The sequence below is a fragment of the Halorussus salinisoli genome, assembly GCA_005239435.1.
Lineage (GTDB): Archaea > Halobacteriota > Halobacteria > Halobacteriales > Haladaptataceae > Halorussus > Halorussus salinisoli.
Genome location: SZNP01000005.1, coordinates 281,929 through 299,866 on the forward strand (window position 1 = coordinate 281,929; position 17,938 = coordinate 299,866).

17 protein-coding genes are annotated in these 17,938 nt (G+C 66.8%); 7 read left to right on the plus strand and 10 right to left on the minus strand.

The features are described from left to right. The first annotated feature begins 116 nt into the window (after nt 1–116). From E2484_RS16085 to E2484_RS16100, 4 genes are all read left to right on the plus strand, one after another. Nucleotides 117–836: a helix-turn-helix domain-containing protein gene (locus E2484_RS16085; protein WP_137286197.1), complete on the plus strand. Its 720-nt coding sequence runs from the start codon at nt 117–119 to the stop codon at nt 834–836. A 442-nt stretch (nt 837–1,278) separates the two neighbouring features. Further along, entirely contained in the window at nt 1,279–2,280 is a 1,002-nt protein-coding gene (locus E2484_RS16090; RefSeq protein ID WP_137286198.1) for a glutathione S-transferase family protein, read from the plus strand. A gap of 72 nt (nt 2,281–2,352) precedes the next feature. Then, nucleotides 2,353–5,613 (plus strand): glucodextranase DOMON-like domain-containing protein, encoded by a 3,261-nt coding sequence (locus E2484_RS16095; protein WP_321112678.1) that lies wholly within the window; start codon nt 2,353–2,355, stop codon nt 5,611–5,613. 340 nt (nt 5,614–5,953) lie between these two features. Beyond that, nucleotides 5,954–6,511: a thioredoxin family protein gene (locus E2484_RS16100; RefSeq protein ID WP_170977383.1), complete on the plus strand. Its 558-nt coding sequence runs from the start codon at nt 5,954–5,956 to the stop codon at nt 6,509–6,511. A gap of 27 nt (nt 6,512–6,538) precedes the next feature. Here the strand turns inward: E2484_RS16100 and E2484_RS16105 are convergent, their stop codons facing one another. The 3 genes from E2484_RS16105 to E2484_RS16120 form a co-directional block, all read right to left on the minus strand. Continuing rightward, nucleotides 6,539–7,729, minus strand: a complete 1,191-nt coding sequence (locus tag E2484_RS16105) for a cation:proton antiporter (RefSeq protein ID WP_137286200.1) — start codon at nt 7,727–7,729, stop codon at nt 6,539–6,541. Further along, complete coding sequence (locus E2484_RS16110) at nt 7,729–8,208, minus strand: cation:proton antiporter regulatory subunit (RefSeq protein WP_137286201.1); 480 nt, start codon at nt 8,206–8,208, stop codon at nt 7,729–7,731. The genes E2484_RS16105 and E2484_RS16110 overlap by 1 nt, the downstream gene beginning before the upstream one ends. Nucleotides 8,209–8,538: 330 nt before the next feature. Then, complete coding sequence (locus E2484_RS16120) at nt 8,539–9,117, minus strand: NUDIX domain-containing protein (RefSeq protein WP_137286203.1); 579 nt, start codon at nt 9,115–9,117, stop codon at nt 8,539–8,541. Between the two features lie 360 nt (nt 9,118–9,477). Here E2484_RS16120 and E2484_RS16125 point away from each other — a divergent pair, with 360 nt between their 5' ends. The 3 genes from E2484_RS16125 to E2484_RS16135 are packed head-to-tail and all read left to right on the plus strand — an operon-like array spanning nt 9,478 to nt 11,518. After that, nucleotides 9,478–10,794: an oxidoreductase gene (locus tag E2484_RS16125; protein WP_137286204.1), complete on the plus strand. Its 1,317-nt coding sequence runs from the start codon at nt 9,478–9,480 to the stop codon at nt 10,792–10,794. A gap of 44 nt (nt 10,795–10,838) precedes the next feature. Next, nucleotides 10,839–11,078 (plus strand): CDGSH iron-sulfur domain-containing protein, encoded by a 240-nt coding sequence (locus E2484_RS16130; protein ID WP_137286205.1) that lies wholly within the window; start codon nt 10,839–10,841, stop codon nt 11,076–11,078. Between the two features lie 2 nt (nt 11,079–11,080). After that, nucleotides 11,081–11,518, plus strand: coding sequence for an NUDIX domain-containing protein (locus tag E2484_RS16135; protein ID WP_137286206.1), 438 nt, complete (start codon nt 11,081–11,083; stop codon nt 11,516–11,518). 17 nt (nt 11,519–11,535) lie between these two features. Here E2484_RS16135 and E2484_RS16140 read toward each other — a convergent pair whose 3' ends face one another. From E2484_RS16140 to E2484_RS16170, 7 genes are all read right to left on the minus strand, one after another. Continuing rightward, a complete protein-coding gene (locus E2484_RS16140; RefSeq protein ID WP_137286207.1) occupies nt 11,536–12,822 on the minus strand; it encodes a threonine synthase in 1,287 nt (428 codons plus the stop codon). Further along, nucleotides 12,819–13,589 carry an HpcH/HpaI aldolase family protein gene (locus E2484_RS16145; protein ID WP_137286208.1) on the minus strand — a complete coding sequence of 257 codons (771 nt, stop codon included), beginning with the start codon at nt 13,587–13,589 and terminating at the stop codon, nt 12,819–12,821. Before E2484_RS16145 ends, E2484_RS16140 begins: the two co-directional genes overlap by 4 nt. A 439-nt stretch (nt 13,590–14,028) precedes the next feature. Then, nucleotides 14,029–14,298, minus strand: coding sequence for a DUF7521 family protein (locus tag E2484_RS16150; protein WP_321112679.1), 270 nt, complete (start codon nt 14,296–14,298; stop codon nt 14,029–14,031). Nucleotides 14,299–14,560: 262 nt separating this feature from the next. Further along, on the minus strand, nt 14,561–15,268 hold the full coding sequence (locus tag E2484_RS16155; RefSeq protein ID WP_137286210.1) for an ABC transporter ATP-binding protein: 708 nt from the start codon (nt 15,266–15,268) through the stop codon (nt 14,561–14,563). Next, complete coding sequence (locus E2484_RS16160; protein WP_137286211.1) at nt 15,265–16,035, minus strand: ABC transporter ATP-binding protein; 771 nt, start codon at nt 16,033–16,035, stop codon at nt 15,265–15,267. Before E2484_RS16160 ends, E2484_RS16155 begins: the two co-directional genes overlap by 4 nt. Next, on the minus strand, nt 16,032–16,898 hold the full coding sequence (locus tag E2484_RS16165; protein ID WP_137286212.1) for a branched-chain amino acid ABC transporter permease: 867 nt from the start codon (nt 16,896–16,898) through the stop codon (nt 16,032–16,034). Before E2484_RS16165 ends, E2484_RS16160 begins: the two co-directional genes overlap by 4 nt. Next, a complete protein-coding gene (locus tag E2484_RS16170; RefSeq protein WP_137286213.1) occupies nt 16,898–17,848 on the minus strand; it encodes a branched-chain amino acid ABC transporter permease in 951 nt (316 codons plus the stop codon). The genes E2484_RS16165 and E2484_RS16170 overlap by 1 nt, the downstream gene beginning before the upstream one ends. Between the last annotated feature and the right edge of the window lie 90 nt (nt 17,849–17,938).

A 17,938-nucleotide genomic window follows, 5' to 3' on the forward strand; every position in this document is an offset into this window, starting at 1 on the left:
CTGGAAAACATTTCTTAAGAGTAGAGATTTGTTTCCCAGAAGATAGTGACGCTCCGCCGGTCGTGCGTCGGAGGACACGCCACCGCTTCTAACTTGTCACGGGTCGAACGGACGGTATGCGCGCATTCTCGTTCGCGCTGGAGTACGACGCCGGGGCCGACTCGGTGGCCGACGCTTTCCGGGACTCTCCGAACCTGTACGGGCGCTCGCTGGCGTGTACGGTCACGCCCGGCAACTGCTGGCGGGTGGACCGACTGACCGGACCCACCGAGTCGCTGGAGGCGGCCGAAGTCGCGTACGCCGATTGGGGCCACGCCGCCGACTGCCTCGGGGCCGAGGACTGCGGGGCCGACCACCGGACCGAAGTCCTCCACCGGGACCCCTCGACGCGCATCCTGTTCACGGCGTGGGAGCGAACGAGCGCGTGCAGTTCGATTCCCCACCTCGCGCTGTCGTATCTGGGGCCCGGCGTCCTCTTCGCCACCGAGCGCCACGGCCCGCGCTACGAGTGGCACGTCCTGCTGCCGAGCGACGCCAACCTCGGGAACCTCTCGGACGCGATTCAGGCCGAGTCGGGCGACGACGTTCGGTTCACGCTCCAGCAGGTAACCGACGAGTCTGCGTGGCTCTCGGCCTACAGCGGGCGGCCCGCGCTCCCCTACACCCACTACGAGGCGATGGCGGCCGCCGTCGAACGCGGATACTACGAGACGCCGCGCGGGATTACGGTCGGCGAGTTGGCCGAGGAGTTGGACCTGCCGCGCTCGACGCTCTCGTATCGGTTACGACGCGCGGAGGCGGAACTGGCCCGGAGTTTCGTGGGAGAACGACGGTAGCCGACGACGACCCGAGGCGTGTCGGTCACGGAACCGAACCGTCGGGAGTGTAGCAGTTGAACCGGTGTTCGACGGTTTCGAGGCGGTCGCCGTCGGGACCGACAACCGAGACCGTGAGGTCGGCGTGCTGGGGCGGCGGGCCGAGCGGAACCGCGGGTGAAGCAAGCTACTTCTCGAGCCAAGGAGTCGCCGCACAGCACCGTACCACCCCGCACAGCACCGCGACAGCCTCACACCTCCCCAACCTCGCGGCCGCATCCGCGGCCGCGTCCCTCGCGCGCATGGGCGCGACCTCGAACAGCGAGGTCGCGCCAGCGCGCGCCGGGATGATTGGTCGAGATTCGCCGTTCGGAGATGGGTAGTCGAAATTCGCGCAGGGATCGCGGTCCCGACTGCCGCGAGCAACGACCCTTTTGGCGTTCGAGACCCATCCTAGAGTGTCATGAACATGCTCGTGGACGGCGAGTGGCGGGTCGATGCCTACGAATCCACCGACGAGGAGGGGAACTTCGACCGTCAGGAGACGAGTTTCCGGAGTCGGGTGGAAGCCGACCCCGACGCCGAATTTCCGGCGGAGGCGGACCGTTACCACCTCTACGTCTCGCTGGCCTGCCCGTGGGCCCATCGCACCCTGCTCGTCCGGAGCCTCCTGGGACTGGAGGACGCCATCTCGGTCTCGGTCGTGGACCCATACCGCGAGAACGACGGGTGGGAGTTCAGCCCAGAGAAAGAGGGATGCACCGAGGACCACGTCAACGGCTTCGACTACCTCCGGGAGACCTACGTCGCCGCCGACCCCGAGTTCACCGGGCGCGTCACGGTGCCCGTGCTGTGGGACACGGAAAAGCAGACCATCGTGAACAACGAGTCGGCCGAAATCATGCGGATGCTCGACACCGAGTTCGGAGACGTGGCCGAGCGCGACGTGACCCTCTACCCGGAGGGCTACCGCGACGAGATAGACGAGACCATCGACGACATCTACGAACCCATCAACAACGGCGTCTACCGCGTCGGATTCGCCGGAAATCAGCAGGCCTACGACGAGGCCGTCACCGAACTGTTCGACGCGCTCGACCGGTACGACGACCGACTCTCCGACCGGCGATACCTCTGCGGGGACCGACTCACGGAGGCCGACGTGGCGATGTTCACCACGCTGATTCGGTTCGACGCGGTGTACCACACCCACTTCAAGTGCAACGTCCGGCAGATTTCGGACTACGAGAACCTCTGGCCCTACCTCCGGGACCTCTACCAGACCCCCGGCGTGGCCGAGACGGTTGACCTGGACCACATCAAGAACCACTACTATCGGAGTCACGCCGACCTGAACCCCAAGCGCATCGTGCCGAAGGGACCGGACGTCGACTTCGAGGAACCACACGACCGCGACGAACTGCCGGGCGGACCGCCCGAGGAGACGGCTGCATCGACTCACTAACGCTTTTCGGCCGGACTTTCGGCCGTTCCGTGGCAACAAGAACCAAGTGGTGTCGCTGATTCGTTGGGGACTGTGCGAAAAAACAACCCAGTTCCGAGTGAATCGAGACGGGACGTACTGAAGGCGGTCGGCGCGGGCGCGACCCTCCCGCTGGTCGGCGCGGGCGCGGCGTCCGGCACGCCCTTCGGCGGGGAGACCGGCGTTTCCGGCGGCGCGGACGCCCACTGGACTACCGGCGAGCAGTACGGCGTCGGCACCGTCGCCGACCACGGCGAGGACGACCCCTCGCAGGTCTGGTTCACGCTGACCGAGGGCGCGCTGGCGCAGGCCCGATTCCCGCGAATCGACCTACTGAACCTCCGGACACTCGACTTCGTGGTGGCCGACCCCGACGCGGACTACTCGGCTCGCACCTTCAACGGGAGCAAGAAAGACGACGACCGGTCGCCCATCGAGCGACGGACCGAGATGGCCGACGACGACGCGCTGGTCTTCGAGCAGACCATCGAGGACGCCGAACGCGGTTGGACACTAAGAGTCGAGTACGCCGCCGACCCCGACCGCGACGCCCTGCTCGCAGACGTGCGATTCCAGTCCCGCGGCCCCGAGAAGTACGACGTGTACGTCGTGGCCGACACCGCCCTCTCGAACAGCGGGAAGGGCGACGAAGCCCGCGTCCGCGGCGAGCAGAACGACCGCCACCTCACGGCCCGCGACACCACGAGCGACGAGAAGGCCGTGATTCTGGACGAGGACGGCGACCCCTACGACGTCGCCGCCGCGCTCGCCTCGGACCGAGGCTTCGGCGCTGCGAGCGCCGACGTGGTGGGCGGCGACGTCGAGGCGCTCTTCGAGGACGGCAGTTTCACGGCTCACGACAGCGCCGAGGGCAACGTCGCGCTCGTCGGGCGACTCGCCGAGAGCGCGCCGCAGGTCCGAGACACGATAGCACTCGGCTTCGCCGACGACAACGACGAGAGCGCGGCCGCGAACGAGGCCGAGGGCGCGCTCTCGCGGGGCTTCGACGCGGTCCGCGCCGAGTACGCGAAGGGGTGGCGAGAGTACCTGAAGAGCGTCGAGACCCCCGACTCGGTGCGTGGCGACCCCGACCTCCGGCGACAGTACGACGCGGCCGCGATGGTGCTGAAGGCGGTCGAGTCCAAGCAGTTCCCCGGGGCTGGCGTCGCCAGCGCGAGCGTCCCGTGGGGCGAGGCGGTCGTCGCCAACGACCCCGCGGACTACGGCTACAACTACGTCTGGGCGCGGGACCTCTACCAGTCGTACACCGCGCTCGACGCGATGGGCGACGAGGAGAGCGCCCGGGCCGCCCTCGAATACCTCTACGAGTACCAACAGCGCGAGGACGGCTTCCTCCCGCAGAACACCTATCTCGACGGTCGGACGCGGTGGGGCGGCGAGCAGATAGACAATATCTCGTTCCCGCAGGTGATGGCCTACCAGTATCTGACACGCCACGACCTCGACTTCGAGGAGGTCGGATTCGACTACGAGAACGTCGCCCGGTCCGCGGACTACGTCGCGGCGAACGGTCCCGCCACCGGCCAAGAGCGATGGGAGGAGGAGTCGGGCTACTCGCCCTCGACCACCGCGGCCGAAATCGCTGGTCTCGCCTGCGCGGCCCGACTCGCCGCCGACGAGGGCGAACGCGGTGACGCGCTGGTCTATCTCGCGCTGGCCGACGACTGGCAGGAGAACACCGAGGAGTGGATGGCGACCGAGACGGGCACCGACCGGCACACCAACACGCCCTACTACTTCCGCATCAACGACGACGAGGACCCCGACGACGGCGCGGAGCGAGGGCTTGCCAACGGCGGCCCCTCGCTGGACGAGCGCAACGTCATCGACGCGGGCTTCCTCGAACTCGTCCGACTCGGCGTCAAGCCGTGGGACGACGCTACTATTCGCAACTCGCTGTCGGTCGTGGACGACACCATCCGGGTGGAGACGCCGCACGGCCCGGCGTTCTACCGGTACAACGGCGACGGCTACGGCGAGCAGGACGGGAGCGACGTCTATCCGGCGGGCGCGCCGTGGAGCCTCGACTACTCCGGACGAGGGCGGCTCTGGCCCATCTTCTCGGGCGAGCGCGGCGAGTACGAACTCCTCGCGGGTACCGACTCGGGCGCGGTCGCACCGCGAAACCTGCTCGAAACGATGGCCGACTTCGCCAACTCCGGTCGGATGATTCCCGAGCAGGTGTGGGACCGGCCCGAACCCACCGAGTTCGGGTGGGAGTTCGGCGAGGGAACCGGGTCGGCGACTCCACTCGCGTGGAGCATGGCCCAGTTCGTGCGTCTGGCCCACTCCATCGACGCCGGTAGCCCGGTTGAGCGACCCGAGTTCGTCGCGGACCGATACACCGAGGGCGACCGACCCGAGGGGCCGACTCTCGACGTGGAGTTCCCGCCCACCGTCGTCAGCGACGAACGAGTAACGGTCTCCGGAACCACCGACGGCGCGGAAGTCGTCGTCAAGACGCCCGCCGAGACGGTCCGGCGCGAGGTCGGCGGCGAGTTCTCGGTTGACCTGACGGTCGGCGACGGCGAGACCGACGTCACCGTGGTCGCGGCCACCGCGGGCGACGTGACCGAAGTCGGCACGGCAGTCGCCCGGAAGACGGTCGCCCGCCTCGACGTGGGCGACCGCCTCGCCGAGTTCGACGACCCCACAGGCGACGACCACGGACCGGGAAGCTACGTCTACCCGAAGGCGGGTGCGTTCGTGGACGGTGCGTTCGACATCGACACGTTCGGCGTCTACGAGACCGACGACGCCTACCAGCTCCTCGTCCGACTCGGCGGCGAGTTGACCAATCCGTGGGGTGGCAACGCCGTCTCGGTCCAGTCGCTCCAGATCTACGTCCGAGACCCCGCCGCGTCCGGTGGCACGACGGAGGCCCGCGAGGGCGTCAACGCGACCTTCGAGGCTCCGTACCACTACCGGGTGTTCGCCGAGGGGTTCGTCGCGCCGCGCGTCGAGGCCACCGACGGGTCGGAGGTCACGCAGGACGTGAGTCTCTCGGGCTATAAATCGGTGGACGCTATAAAAATCGACGTGCCCAAGTCCGCGCTCGGCGGCGACCTCGAAGACAAGCAGGTGGTTCCCCTGATGCTGTGTCAGGACGGCTTCAGCGAAGGCCGGATTCGGCCCGTGATGGCCGAAGCGGGCGACTGGGTGCTGGGCGGCGGCCGTGACGACGACGCGAACCCGAACGTCGTCGACCTCGTGACGCCCGACGGGGTGAGTCAGTCGGAGGCGCTCGATTACTCGGCGACCCAACGCGCGACGATTCCGTACCTGTCGCTGTAGTTCGGCGTGCTCACGGAAATAATCCTGTTTCCAATACATTTAATTTTGTTGTTCTTATAATAATTTTGGAATCTCTCGTCGGACTATCGCTCCGCGACCCATCCGCCGGTACGGTCCTCCCAATCCACATCGGGGTGACGAAGGGGCCGCCCGCTCGCGGTCACGCGGGCGGTGCGCGGCGTACTGCACCGCGATGCGAGCGGTGCAACCGCGAGCAGGCGGGTTCCTGCGTCTGCTTTCCGAACCCCTCAGCAGGGTCTCCGATTGGCTTCCGCTTGGATCGAAACGCCTCCCGATTACCTCCCGAACCTATTTTTCCGCGGACGACCAACCTCCACACATGGTAATGAAAGAGTCCGAAGAAAAGTTGGAGCGCGGAGAGCCAGTTCCCAACTTCGAGTTGAAGGGCACCGACGGCGAGACCCACACGCTCGCGGACTTCGCCGACTACGACGCCGTGTTGCTGGTGTTCACGTGCAACCACTGCCCGTACGCGCAGGCCAAGTTCGACCTGCTGAACGACGTGGCCGAGGAGTACGACGACGCCGCCGTCGTCGGCGTCAACCCCAACGACGAGGAGGAGTACCCCGACGACTCCTACGAGAAGATGGTCGAGTGGGTCGAAGACGGCCGAATCCGATACGACGCCTACCTCCGGGACGAGACCCAGGAGGTCGCCGAGGCCTACGGCGCGGCCTGCACTCCCGACCCGTTCCTCCTGCGGAACACCGGCGACACGTTCACGCTGGCCTACCACGGCCGACTCGACGACGCGCTAAACCCCGACGACGAGCCGACCGAGATCTACGTCCGAGACGCCATCGACGCCGTACTGGCGGGCGAGGACGTGGACCTCGACTTCATGCCCTCGCGGGGTTGCTCCATCAAGTGGAAGTAGTTCGGTCGTCCCGCCGTCGGCTCTCTCTTACTCCTGACTGGGGGACGCCGTCAGCGAGTCGGCGTACTGCATCGCCAGCGTACCGATGACGCTCATCACGAGGACGTACCCGACCGTGAACGAGGCGAGTTCGTCGGTGCGCGGGACGGTCGCGGCGGCGGTAGTCGCCAGCGCCGCGATGACCAGCGAGAACTCCCCTCGGGGTACCAGACCGACGCCGACTCTGAGCGACCGACGTCGGTTCAGTCCGTAGAACCGACCACCAGCTATCCCACTGGCGAGTTTCGAGAGCGTCGTCGCTACCACGCCGACTGCGAGCAACGTCCAGACGTCGAGGAACGCCGCCACGTCGGTCGTTAGGCCGATGAAGAGGAAGAAGACCGCGGCGAACAGGTCACGGGTAGGACCGACCACGAGTTCGAGGCGTTGGCCGTGGTCGGTCTGGCCGAAAGCGGTCCCCACGAAGAAGGCGGCGACCGCCTCGCTGACACCGAGCACGAGCGCCTCGCCCGCGATTAGCGTGGTGATGCCGACCGCGAACAGCAGGAACAGTTCGTCGGCTTCCACCGCGAGCAGTCGCTCGAGGTACGGAGTTCCGTACACCGATCCGGCCGCCAGCACGCCGAGGAACGCCGCGGCCTTCCCGATCGAAGCGACCACCGTGACGACGCCGCCACCGCCAAGCGCCACCGCGGTCAGAATCGAGAGGACGACCGCGATGAGCAGGTCCTCGAAGACGAGCGTACCGAGGATGACGTCGCTCTCCGGATCGGCTATCCAGCCGCGGTCGACCAGCGACTTCGTGACCACCGCACTGGACGAGATGTAGACGATGCTGGCGAAGAACAGCGCAGTCAGCCACGGGAAGCCGAACAGCGAAGCCAGCGCCAACCCCACGCCGAAGTTGACGAGGAAGTCGGTCGCGCCCACGCCGAACAGCCGAGTCGGCCGGGCCAGCAGTCGCTCCGGACTGAACTCCAGTCCGAGGAAGAACAGCAGAAACACGACGCCGAGTTCTGCCCCCACGTCGAGTATCTCTAACGGAGAGACCAGCGTCAGGTCCAGCGGTCCGAGCGACCGGGGTTCGTTCGGGCCGACGACGACGCCCGCGAGGATGTAGGCGGGGATGACCGACTGGTTCAGACGGGCCGCGGCCGCGCCTGCGACTGCGAGCGCCGTGAACGCGATGCCCAACTCTACGAGGACGGCCTCGGCCATCAGTCCGACGCGAGATCCGTGAGCGTCCGGTGTTCCGCACGAGTGCCGAGCGCGACCACGACGTCGCCGTCCCGGAGTTCGAACTCCGGCGGCGGGTTGGCGACCGTCTCGTCGCCTCGCTGAACCGCCAGTATCGACGTTCCGGTCTCCCGCCGAACGTTCGACTCGCTCAGCGACCGGCCCGCCAACCGCGATTCCGACTCCACGTCGTGCCACTGGATGATTTCCTCGCCGAGCGGAACTTGGACGCGTTCCAAATCGACCGGTTGGAAGTACGCGCCTTCCAGCAGCGTGCCGAACTCGCGGGCCTGCTGGTCGCCGAGTTCGAAGAGTTTCTCGCTGTCGGCCTCGGCCGACCGACGCCGGAACACCTCGCGCTTCCCGTCGTGGTGGATGACGAGTACGAGACGGTCGTCGCCGTCGAGTTCGTACTCGAACTTCCGACCGACCCCGGGCACGTCCGTCTCGTAGACGGTCATGGAGACCGATACGACGTACCGCGACTTAAGCGTCGTCGCTCGAATTCGTTCCTGTCCGTCCGCCACTCCTTCCGCTACGTTTTCGTCTCGCGGCGACCTCTGCCGGCGGTGGGACGGGGCCCACGAGACCGGCGTGGAGCGACTCGGAATCTACTACATCGAACAGCCGACTCGGTTGGAGGGACCGGGACCTACGCGCCGGGTGGAACTCCTCCGGTACTCGTGCGCCCGGAACTCGTCGGTCGGCGAGTGAGTGTGGTTATCGTTTCCGTAAACGTTTGCGTTAACGGAAACGTAAAATCCGACTCTCCGTATGGGGGACCGAGGTATTCAGTCCACGAACAATCGAATGTCGTCCTCCGGGAGGTCGAACCCCTCGGGCGTGTTCTCGGGGGCCTCGCCGAACCAATCGGCGTCCCAATGCTCGTTGTCGTCGTGGCTGGGACTCTCGGCGCTCGCGCTCTTGGGGTCGCCTGTGAGCGAGGCGTGGAAGACGACGCCGTAGGTCGTGGCGTGGGGTTCGTCCTCACCCTTCGCGAAGTGGTCGATTTCGCGCACGACTTTCACGCCGTCGATTTCGAAGGGGAGTTCGGTCGTTATCTCGACCGTCTGGCGGGCGACAGCGGCCCAGTCGTCGCCCGGTTCGACCCCACCGTGGGGGAGCATTGCGACCGACTCCTCTCGGTGGACCGCAAGTAGGACCTCGCCCGCGTCGTTGGTGACGCCGACCACGGCCCTACCGTCGATGTCGGTGTTACAGTGGTCCCGGTCGTCGTGGACGGCTTCCTCGTGAGTGAAGCGGACCCCCGCTCGGTCGCGGAGGATTTCGGGGTCGGAGAACGATTCGACGGGCGGTTGCTCCTCGGCGGGCGGTGCGTCGTCGATGGCTTCCGGAGATGTCTCTGTCATGGATGCTGTCGGTGGTCTGGAGCGATGCTCGACGGTCCGGCGGGTGTCCCGTCACGCGTCGCTAGTCGCGTCGGTCGTCGTCCGATTCGCCAGTGAGAGCGCCCGAATCCCGCGCGTTCGAGCGCCGGAGCAAAAGCTATGCGGAGACAACAGAAAAAAGCGCCGATTTTCTTCCGCGTCTTTACCTTATGTAATAATTCGTCGCGTGAGGCCATAAGTGTTTGGACTCAGACGTGAAATTGTGTCTTTAGACACTCTGTAGAAACGTTTAGGAAATAAATTTGTACCTTGAAGTCGCACAGTCGCTTCTCAGTGCCGTCCAAACACTTTACCGCCGAAACGTCGAACGAGAGACTCGACGTGCCCGAACTCGAAACCCCCCTCGAAATCGGCGGCGTCGAACTCCCGAATCGGCTCTACCGCGCGCCGTTACTCGAATGCGCGGGCGAGGGACCCGACGCCGCGGAGACGCTCGTAGACGAGCTCGAACCCGCCGCGGCGGCAGGGGCCGGACTCGTCTTTCAGGGCGCGGCCCCCGTCAGGGAGGAGGGCGGCCGGGTCGCGCCGTCGATGACCGGTCTCGCGGACCCCGAGTTCACCGCGAGCCTCTCGAAACTCACCGACGCGGTTCACGACCACGGCGGGCGCGTCTTCGTGCAGTTGGACCACGGCGGCCTCAGGAGCATGGAGACGTGGCACGTCGAGTATCGCCGAGCCAACCCCGAACTGACCCAACTCGCGGTGTCCGAGCCGCCGTGGCCCCTGCGACTCGCCGACCGACTCGGATTTCTCGACTTCGACGTGCGAGTCCTCTCGACCGAGGAGGTGTACGACCTCGCAGAGGATTTCGGCCGATGTGCCGCCAACGCCGCGGACGCGGGTTACGACGGCGTCCACCTCGCGGGCGCGAACATGGGCATCCTGCAGCAGTTCCTCTCCCCGTTCTACAACTGCCGGGACGACGAGTTCGGGGATGGCGTGCGCTTCTTCGAGGTGGTCCGCGACGAGATTCGAGCGCGGGCGGGCGACCTGCCGGTCGTCGCGAAGGTGCCCGCGGAGACCGAGAGTCCGCCGTTCGTCCGCCGTCACCTCACCGCCGCCGACGCGGTGGAAATCTGTGCGCGCCTCGACCGTATCGGCTACGACGCGCTCGCGCCGGTTCGGGTCTCGACGTTCTGGGACATGAGCATCGTTCGCGGGCGGTTTCCCGAGCGAGCGTGGCGCGACCGGCGGTTCCGCGAGGGGTACGTCTCCGCGTTCGGCAGTCGGTGGAAGGCCGCGCTGGTCGCGGCCGCCAATCGGGTCGAGGCGTTCGAGTACGACTTCGAACCGGCGTGGAACGCCGGCCTCGCGCGGCGCGTGCGCGAGAGGGTAACGGTACCGGTCCTGCTGGAGGGCGGAATTCGGACCCGCGAACAGATGGACCGACTGCTCGGGGGCGGCGAGTCACCGCAAGCCTGCGACGCGGTGGGGATGGGCCGACCGTTCTACGCCGAACCCCGACTTCCCGCGAGACTGCTCGATACTGCGGACGCCGGTCGGGCCGAGGCGATCTGCGAGAACTGCAACAACTGCACGGTCCCGCAGGTGACGGGCGCGAACGGGGTCTGTCGGACGCCGGAGGTGCTGGCGGAACGCGGCGAACTGGTACGCGAGGGGGCCTACGAGAGGGACTGAGCGCAAGACCAAGGATTAGGGGCCCCGGGTTCGTACCGCCGAGCATGGCCCGCGAAATCACCCACGACGCGACCGGCCCGCTCAAACTGGACGAGAGCGACCTCGACGACGAGAAAGGCGACGTCGCAGTCTGCCTCTGCGGTCTCTCGGAGGAGTACCCCTTCTGCGACGGGTCTCACAACGCGACCACCGGCGAGGAGGAAGGCGTCGTCTACAAGTACGAGAACGACGACGCAGACGGTGAGCGGCGCGAAATCGAGGAAATCGTCTTCGTCGGCGAGTAACCATGGAGGAGTACGCCTACGTCGTGAACGTGGACGCTGCAGTCGTTCGTAACGACGAGTACCTGCTCATCGAACGGAGTGAGCAGGAGGACCACGCCGCCGGTCTCCTCGGGTTTCCGGGTGGCAAGGTCGAATCCTCGACCGGTGACGGGAGCGCCATCGAGCGAACCGCCGCCCGCGAGGTCGCCGAAGAGGTCGGCGTAGAGGTCGGAACCGTCGAGTACGTCCACAGTTCCACCTTCGAGGCCGACGACGGAACGCCGTGTCTGAACGTCGTCACGTGCTGCGAGTACGCGGGCGGAGAGGCCCGACCGCGCGCGACCGAGGAGGTGGCCGCAGTTCATTGGCTCGCCGCCGACGAAATCGAAGCCCGCAACGACGTCCCCGAGTTTACAGAGCAGTACGTCCGACTCGTCGAGGAGTTCCGAACCGGCGAGTGAGGTGGACGAGACCGGGTCTACCCGACCAAATCGCCGAGTCGGCCCGGCAGGTCGGCGAGTTCGACCGCCTCGGGTTTCGCGCCCGCGGCGTCTAACTCCCGAAAGCCGGTTCCGGTCAGCACCGCGACCACCTCGTCCGACTCGGCGAGTTCACCCGCCTCGGAGAGTCGCCGAACCCCGGCCAGCGTGGTCGCCGAGGCCGGTTCGACGCAGAAGCCCGCATTCCGCGCGAGGTCGGCCTTCGCCTCCAGAATCTCGTCGTCAGGCACCGACAGGACCGCACCGCCGGTCTGACGGGCCGCGGTGAGCGCGCGCGTTCCGCTCGGCGGGTCCGAGTTGGCGATGGAATAGGCGACGGTCGATCCGGTTTGCTCGGTCGAGGAGACTTCGTCGTCGCCCTCGCGGTAGGCCTCTGCGATTGGGTCGCAAGCGGCGGCCTGCACGAAGTAGAGTTGCGGCAGGTCCTCGTCGGCCAGCAAGCCAGCGGTCCGGAGTTCGCGAAGGGCCTTCCACGTCGCGCTGGCGTGGCCGCCGCTGCTGACCGGGAGGACGATGGCGTCCGGCGCGCGACCCGCCAGGTCGAGCGCCTCGGACGCAGACGCGAACGCCTCGCAGATTTCGAGCGCGGTGGTCTTCTGTCCGGCTACGCGGAGCGGCGTGTCCGAGTTGACGAACTCGACCGGGGCGTCGGCGTCGAGCGTCTCGTAGTAGAGTCGGCCGTAGTCGCCCGCGACCCGGAGGACCTCGGGGTCGTACTGGGCGATGGCCGCGAGGCGCTCGCCCGAGATGTCGTCGGGTACCAGCACGAGGGCGTCCGGGCCGTCCCCGCCACCTGGGCCACCGATTCCGGCCGCGTTGGCGGCCACGCTGATGGCCATGTTCCCGTACGAGACGGTACCGATCCACTCGCGGCCCGCCTCGGCGGCCCACGCCGCGCCCACGGCGCTCCCGCGGTCCTTGAAACTCCCCGTGGGATTCTCGCTCTCGTCTTTGAGCCAGAGTCGGCACCCCGCGTCGGCGTCGAGGGTCGGGGCGCGGACGAGCGGAGTCGCGCCAGCGGCCGCGCCGACGCCCGCTCTCCCGTACGCGTCCGGGCGCTCGGCCGCGTGAGGTCCGACCGGCAGGAGGTCGGCGTAGCGCCAGACACCGGTCCCCGACTCGGGCCACGCGAACTCCGTCGCCGCGTCGTCCGTGACGAACCAGAGGGGTTCGCCGCACTCGCATCGCTTGCGGGCGGGGAAGGTGGCGGTCCGACCGCATCGGTAGCAGGTCAGGCCGGGGGAGGCGGGTCGCTCGTCGGTCATCGCATCACGTCGTCGTAGGCGCTCTGGGCGCGCTCGGCCCCTTCGGCGAGATAGCCCGCGTCCACCCCGACGATCTGGTAGTCGTAGCCGTAGTCGGCCCACAGCCGAATTTCCTCGTCGTTCGTCGCCAGCGTCCCGACCGGAGTGTCCGACTCGTGAGCGCGGTCGAGGACGGTCTCGACCGCCTCGCGGAAGGTGTCGGAGACGTACTCGCCGAAGACCCCCAGCGAACCCGAGAGGTCGGCCGGGCCGACGAGCAGGGCGTCGATGCCCTCGACCGCGGCGATGTCGGCGGCGTTTGCGACGGCCGGTTCGGTCTCGACCTGCACGACCGTCACGAGGTCCGCGTCCCCGCGCTCGACCTGCTCGTCGAGTTCCCGGCCGTAGTCGTTGGCCCGCGACCCGGCGATGCCGCGGACGCCCTCGGGCGGGTAGCGCACTGCCTCGACTGCCTCGCGGGCCTCGTCGGCGGTCTCGACCATCGGAACCAGGACACCGGAAACGCCGGTGTCCAGGACGCGCTTGATTCGCACGGGGTCGTTCCAGGCCACGCGAGCGAGCAGGGCGGCGTCCCCCGCGGATTCGACCGCGCGAGCCACGTTCGTCACGGTTTCGAGGTCAGTCGGCGCGTGTTCGGTGTCCACGACCGCGAAGTCGGCGTCGCGGGCGCAGACCTCCGCGACCGCCGGGTGGCCGACCGAGAGCCAGTGGCCGACCACGGGGTCGCCGTCGCGGAGGCGTCGCTCGAACTCCGGAGTATCCGTCATGGGGTATCCGTGGGCGTCCTGCGGCAAGTAGGTTTCCGAGGCGGCAGGACGGCCGGAGAAAAAGAAATATGATTGTTTTAGGCTCCCATATACTGCTTAAAGAACGTATAATATTTCCTTCGACCGAGCAAATAACCTCTTCACGTTGACTGACTCGTCCAACCCGGCGCGCGATGGCGCGGCCGTGCAGTTCGAGGCCGCACCGAGGCGCGCGAGGAGCGGGCATCGTAGCGAAGCGAGAAGCGCAGGCGGTTGGGGAGGTTCGAGGCTGTCGCTGTGCCGCGTGGTGCCGTTGCGGTGACTCCGTAACTCTCGGAGTAAGTAGCGAACTTCTTCGAAGCGTACGTCACGTTCACAGTCGAACTCGAAAATACGCACAAAAGGCCGAGTATCGACGACGATACAATCGAAGCGACGAAATCGAGACGACCGGACCGAGTCACTGCGTCCGCACGCTGGTCACGATGAAGACGTAGCCGATGGTCGTGACCGCGTAGTTGATGGTCAGCAGAAGCCTGCTCCGGGAGAAGTCGGTCAGGAACGCGCTGAAGGTGGTGGCCACCGCCGCGGCGACCACCAGCGAGAACCCGATAGCGAGCAGGAACATCGACCGACTGCCGGTTTCGAGGTACGCGCGGGCGGCGAGCGCGACGAGCGTGAGACCGGCGACTACGAGGGCGACGCTCAGTACGACGTACGCGACTTCCATCGGTTGCATCTCGATAGTGTACGAGCTATCACGTGCCGGAGGTTTAAAGCCAGTCGGTCGTTATCAAGAGCGATAATCGGCGGTGTTCCGTGGAGGGAGAGTCGAAAGAGTCGTCGGCGTCGGAGTAATACGTCCTCGAAAGCCGACGCCGCTCGCGGTCGTCGTTCGAGTCGGTCGAGCGAGCAACCGCGGTCGGGCCGTCCAGTTCACCGGCGGACGCCGGACCGGTCGCCGCCGTGGAAAGGGTGACCCGTCGTCCGCCTCACGACCCGAGATACAGTTCCGCAATCTCCTCGGACTCCAGCAGTTCCTCGCCGGTGCCCTCGAAGCGGTTCTCGCCCATTTCGAGGACGACACCGCGATCGGCCTCGCGGAGCGCGCGCCGGGCGTTCTGTTCGACCATCAGCACCGCGGTCCCCGAGTCGTTGATGTCGGCGATTCTCTCGAACACATCGTCGATGAGTTGCGGCGCGAGACCCGCCGAGGGTTCGTCCAGAATCAGCAGGTCGGGGTCGAGCATCAGCGCCGCGCCCATCGCCAGCATCTGCTGTTGGCCGCCGCTCATCGTCTCGGCGCGCTGGTCGGGACGGTCTTCGAGGACCGGGAATCGCTCGTAGACGCGCTCGACGCGGTCCTCGAAATCGGCGTCCTCCAGCGCCCACGCGCCCATCTTCAGGTTCTCGACGACGGTGAGGTTGCCGAAGACGTTCGTGGTCTGTGGCACGTAGCAGATGCCGTGGTAGACGATTTCCTCGGCCGGAACGTCGGCGATGTCCTCGCCGCCGAACCGGATTTCGCCCGACCGTGTCGAGAGCAGGCCCGCAACGGTCTTCAGGAGCGTCGACTTGCCAGCGCCGTTCGGGCCGATGATCGAGACCATCTCACCCTCCGTCACCGTCAGATCGACGCCGTGGAGGACGAGCACGTCGCCGTAGCCGCTCTCGACGTCCGAGACTTCGAGGAGCGTCACACGGCACCTCCGAGATAGGCTTCGAGCATTCGGTCGTCCCGTTTGACCTCCTCGGGCGTCCCGACCGACAGCACCTCGCCGTTGTGCATCCCGACGACCTTGTCACTGATGGACATGATAACGTCCATGTCGTGTTCCACGATGACGAACGTCATCCCCCGCTCGGACTGGAGGTCGTCGATGCGCGCGAGCAGGCGGTCGGTCAGGTCCGGGTTCACCCCGGCCACCGGTTCGTCCAGCAAGAGGACGTCGGGGTCGGCCATCAGCGCCCGACCGAGTTCCAACAGTTTGCGCTGACCGCCGGAGAGGTTACCCGCGTACTCGTCGCGCAACTCCCAGAGTTCGAGGAACTTCAGTAGGTCTTCGGCGCGTTCGCGCGCCCGTTCCTCCCGTGAATCGACCGAGTCGGTGTTGACCAGCGCTGACAGGACCTTCTCGCCGGGGTGGTCCTGGGCGGCCAACAGCATGTTCGCCATGACCCTCATCCCGGTCAACTCGCGGGTGATCTGGAACGTTCGGACCATGCCTCGCTGAGCGCGCTCGTGAGGCGAGAGGCCACCGACGCGTTCGCCCTCGAATATCACCTCGCCGTCGTCCAACTCGTGGAACCCCGAGAGCAGGTTGAACGTCGTGGACTTGCCCGCACCGTTCGGCCCGATGAGACCCACGATAGTGCTCTCCTCCACCGCGAACGAGACGTCGTCCACCGCCACCAGTCCGCCGAAGGACTTCCGGAGGTTCTCCGCGCGGAGGACCGGGTCGGTCATCGGGTCGCCTCCCCGAAGATGCCCTCCGGTTTCGACAGGAGGCCGATGATGAGCAGGAGCAGGCCGATGGCGGGCTTGTACTCCGAGGGGATGACGACGACGCTGAGTTCCTGGGCGAGTCCGATGGCGTACCCGCCAGCGACCGCACCGAGGGGGTCGCCGATGCCGCCGAGGATGACCGCGGCGAAGATGGGGATGAGCGCGGTGAACCCCATGTTGGGCCGGAGTTGGGCGTCCAGTCCCAGCAGGATGCCCGCGATACCGGCGATGGCTCCGCCGACGATCCATACGTAGGTCACGAGGCGTTCGGTGTCGATGCCTCGGATGCGCGCGAGGTCGGTGTCGTCGGAGGCCGCCCGCATGGCGATGCCGATTCTGGTCCGGCGGAGCAGGAGATAGGTTCCGCCGAGGATGACGAAACTGACCACGATGATTGCGACCTGGTCCGGGAGTACCCGAACGCCGAAGACCTCCGGGGCAGCCTCGATGGGACCGCTGAACCGCCTGTTCCTGGTTCCCCAGACGATGCGTATCAGGTTCCTGAGGACGAACGCGACCCCGATGGATACCACCAGCAGGACGATGGCGCTTCTGGACCGGAACCGCTCGAAGACGAGTTTGTCCACCACGAGCGCGCCGACCGCCATCCCGACCATGCCGACCAGCGCCGCGGCCACGATTGGCAGATCGTACTGGGTGTTGGCCGCGAACGTGAAGTAGGCTCCGACCGCCATGTAGTCGCCGTACGCGATGTTGATGAAGTTGAGAATACCGAAGATGAGGGTGAGGCCGAGCGCCGCGACGGCGATGATGCTCCCGACGACCAGTCCGTTCCAGACGAACTGCGGGTCGAACCCCGCCATCAGTCCGGCCCCTCCTGGCTCCCCGCGAGCATGCGTTCTCGATCGCCGAGCAGACCGTAGGGTCGGTAGTACAGCACCGCGATGAGCAGGACGCCGATGACGACCAGTCGGATGTACGGCAGGTCCTCCGCGAACGGCACGTCGTTGGGTACGAACCGCGTCATCTGACGGATGCCGACGATGAAGACGGTGCCGACGATAGCGCCGAGGTGACTCCCCGCGCCGCCGATGATGACCGCAGCCCAGATGGTGAACGTGAGGCTCGGCAGGAACATGTTCGGAGTGAGCGCGTAGACGTAGTGCGCCCAGAGACCCCCGGCGAGGCCCGCGATGGCCGCGCCGATGCCGAACGACTTGAGTTTGAACCACGTCGTGTCCTTGCCGAGCGCCAGGGGCACGTCCTCGTCCTCCCGGACCGCGTGGAGGACCCTGCCGAAGGGGCTTTCCGCGAGTCGCCGGAAGACGAGGTAGCTGACCGCTACCACCGCCGCGACCACCAGGAAGTAAAAGAGGTCGTATCGAATCGGGACCGACCCCTCCAGCGGGCGCTGGATGCCCTTCAGCGACTGAGCACCCGAGGTCAGCCACCCCTCGTTGTGGATGACTAACCGGATGAGTTCGGCGAAGCTCAACGTCACCATCGCCAGATAGTCACCTTCGAGCCTGACGCTCGTGACCGCGATGAGGACCCCAGCGACTGCCGAGAGCGTCGTTCCCGCCCCGATACCGACGAAGATGGGGAAGCTGGCTCCCACGGTCCGGTTGGCGAGCAGGCCCGTCTCGGGCGGCGTCGTCAGGATGGCCGAGGTGTACGCCCCGATGGCGAAGAACGCGGCGTGTGCGAAGTTGAGGAGGCCGGTGTCGCCCCAGTGCATGTTGAGTCCGATGGCGAGCAGGGAGTAGACGCCCATGATGGTCGCCACCAGCAGGGCGAGGTCGCCTACGGCCATCGGTGTCCCTCCCGGGGTCGGGCGGCCGAGTGAGCGTCCCGCGCGCTCGGGTGGGTGCGAGACGGACGGTCCGTGGGTTGGTCTGCGGTG

Coding starts and splice junctions, on each gene's coding strand:
- E2484_RS16085 (WP_137286197.1), top strand. CDS start 117: ATGCGCGCATTCTCGTTCGCGCTGGAGTACGACGCCGGGGCCGACTCG.
- E2484_RS16090 (WP_137286198.1), top strand. CDS start 1,279: ATGAACATGCTCGTGGACGGCGAGTGGCGGGTCGATGCCTACGAATCC.
- E2484_RS16100 (WP_170977383.1), top strand. CDS start 5,954: ATGGTAATGAAAGAGTCCGAAGAAAAGTTGGAGCGCGGAGAGCCAGTT.
- E2484_RS16105 (WP_137286200.1), bottom strand. CDS start 7,729: ATGGCCGAGGCCGTCCTCGTAGAGTTGGGCATCGCGTTCACGGCGCTC.
- E2484_RS16110 (WP_137286201.1), bottom strand. CDS start 8,208: ATGACCGTCTACGAGACGGACGTGCCCGGGGTCGGTCGGAAGTTCGAG.
- E2484_RS16120 (WP_137286203.1), bottom strand. CDS start 9,117: ATGACAGAGACATCTCCGGAAGCCATCGACGACGCACCGCCCGCCGAG.
- E2484_RS16130 (WP_137286205.1), top strand. CDS start 10,839: ATGGCCCGCGAAATCACCCACGACGCGACCGGCCCGCTCAAACTGGAC.
- E2484_RS16135 (WP_137286206.1), top strand. CDS start 11,081: ATGGAGGAGTACGCCTACGTCGTGAACGTGGACGCTGCAGTCGTTCGT.
- E2484_RS16140 (WP_137286207.1), bottom strand. CDS start 12,822: ATGACCGACGAGCGACCCGCCTCCCCCGGCCTGACCTGCTACCGATGC.
- E2484_RS16145 (WP_137286208.1), bottom strand. CDS start 13,589: ATGACGGATACTCCGGAGTTCGAGCGACGCCTCCGCGACGGCGACCCC.
- E2484_RS16150 (WP_321112679.1), bottom strand. CDS start 14,298: ATGGAAGTCGCGTACGTCGTACTGAGCGTCGCCCTCGTAGTCGCCGGT.
- E2484_RS16160 (WP_137286211.1), bottom strand. CDS start 16,035: ATGACCGACCCGGTCCTCCGCGCGGAGAACCTCCGGAAGTCCTTCGGC.
- E2484_RS16165 (WP_137286212.1), bottom strand. CDS start 16,898: ATGGCGGGGTTCGACCCGCAGTTCGTCTGGAACGGACTGGTCGTCGGG.
- E2484_RS16170 (WP_137286213.1), bottom strand. CDS start 17,848: ATGGCCGTAGGCGACCTCGCCCTGCTGGTGGCGACCATCATGGGCGTC.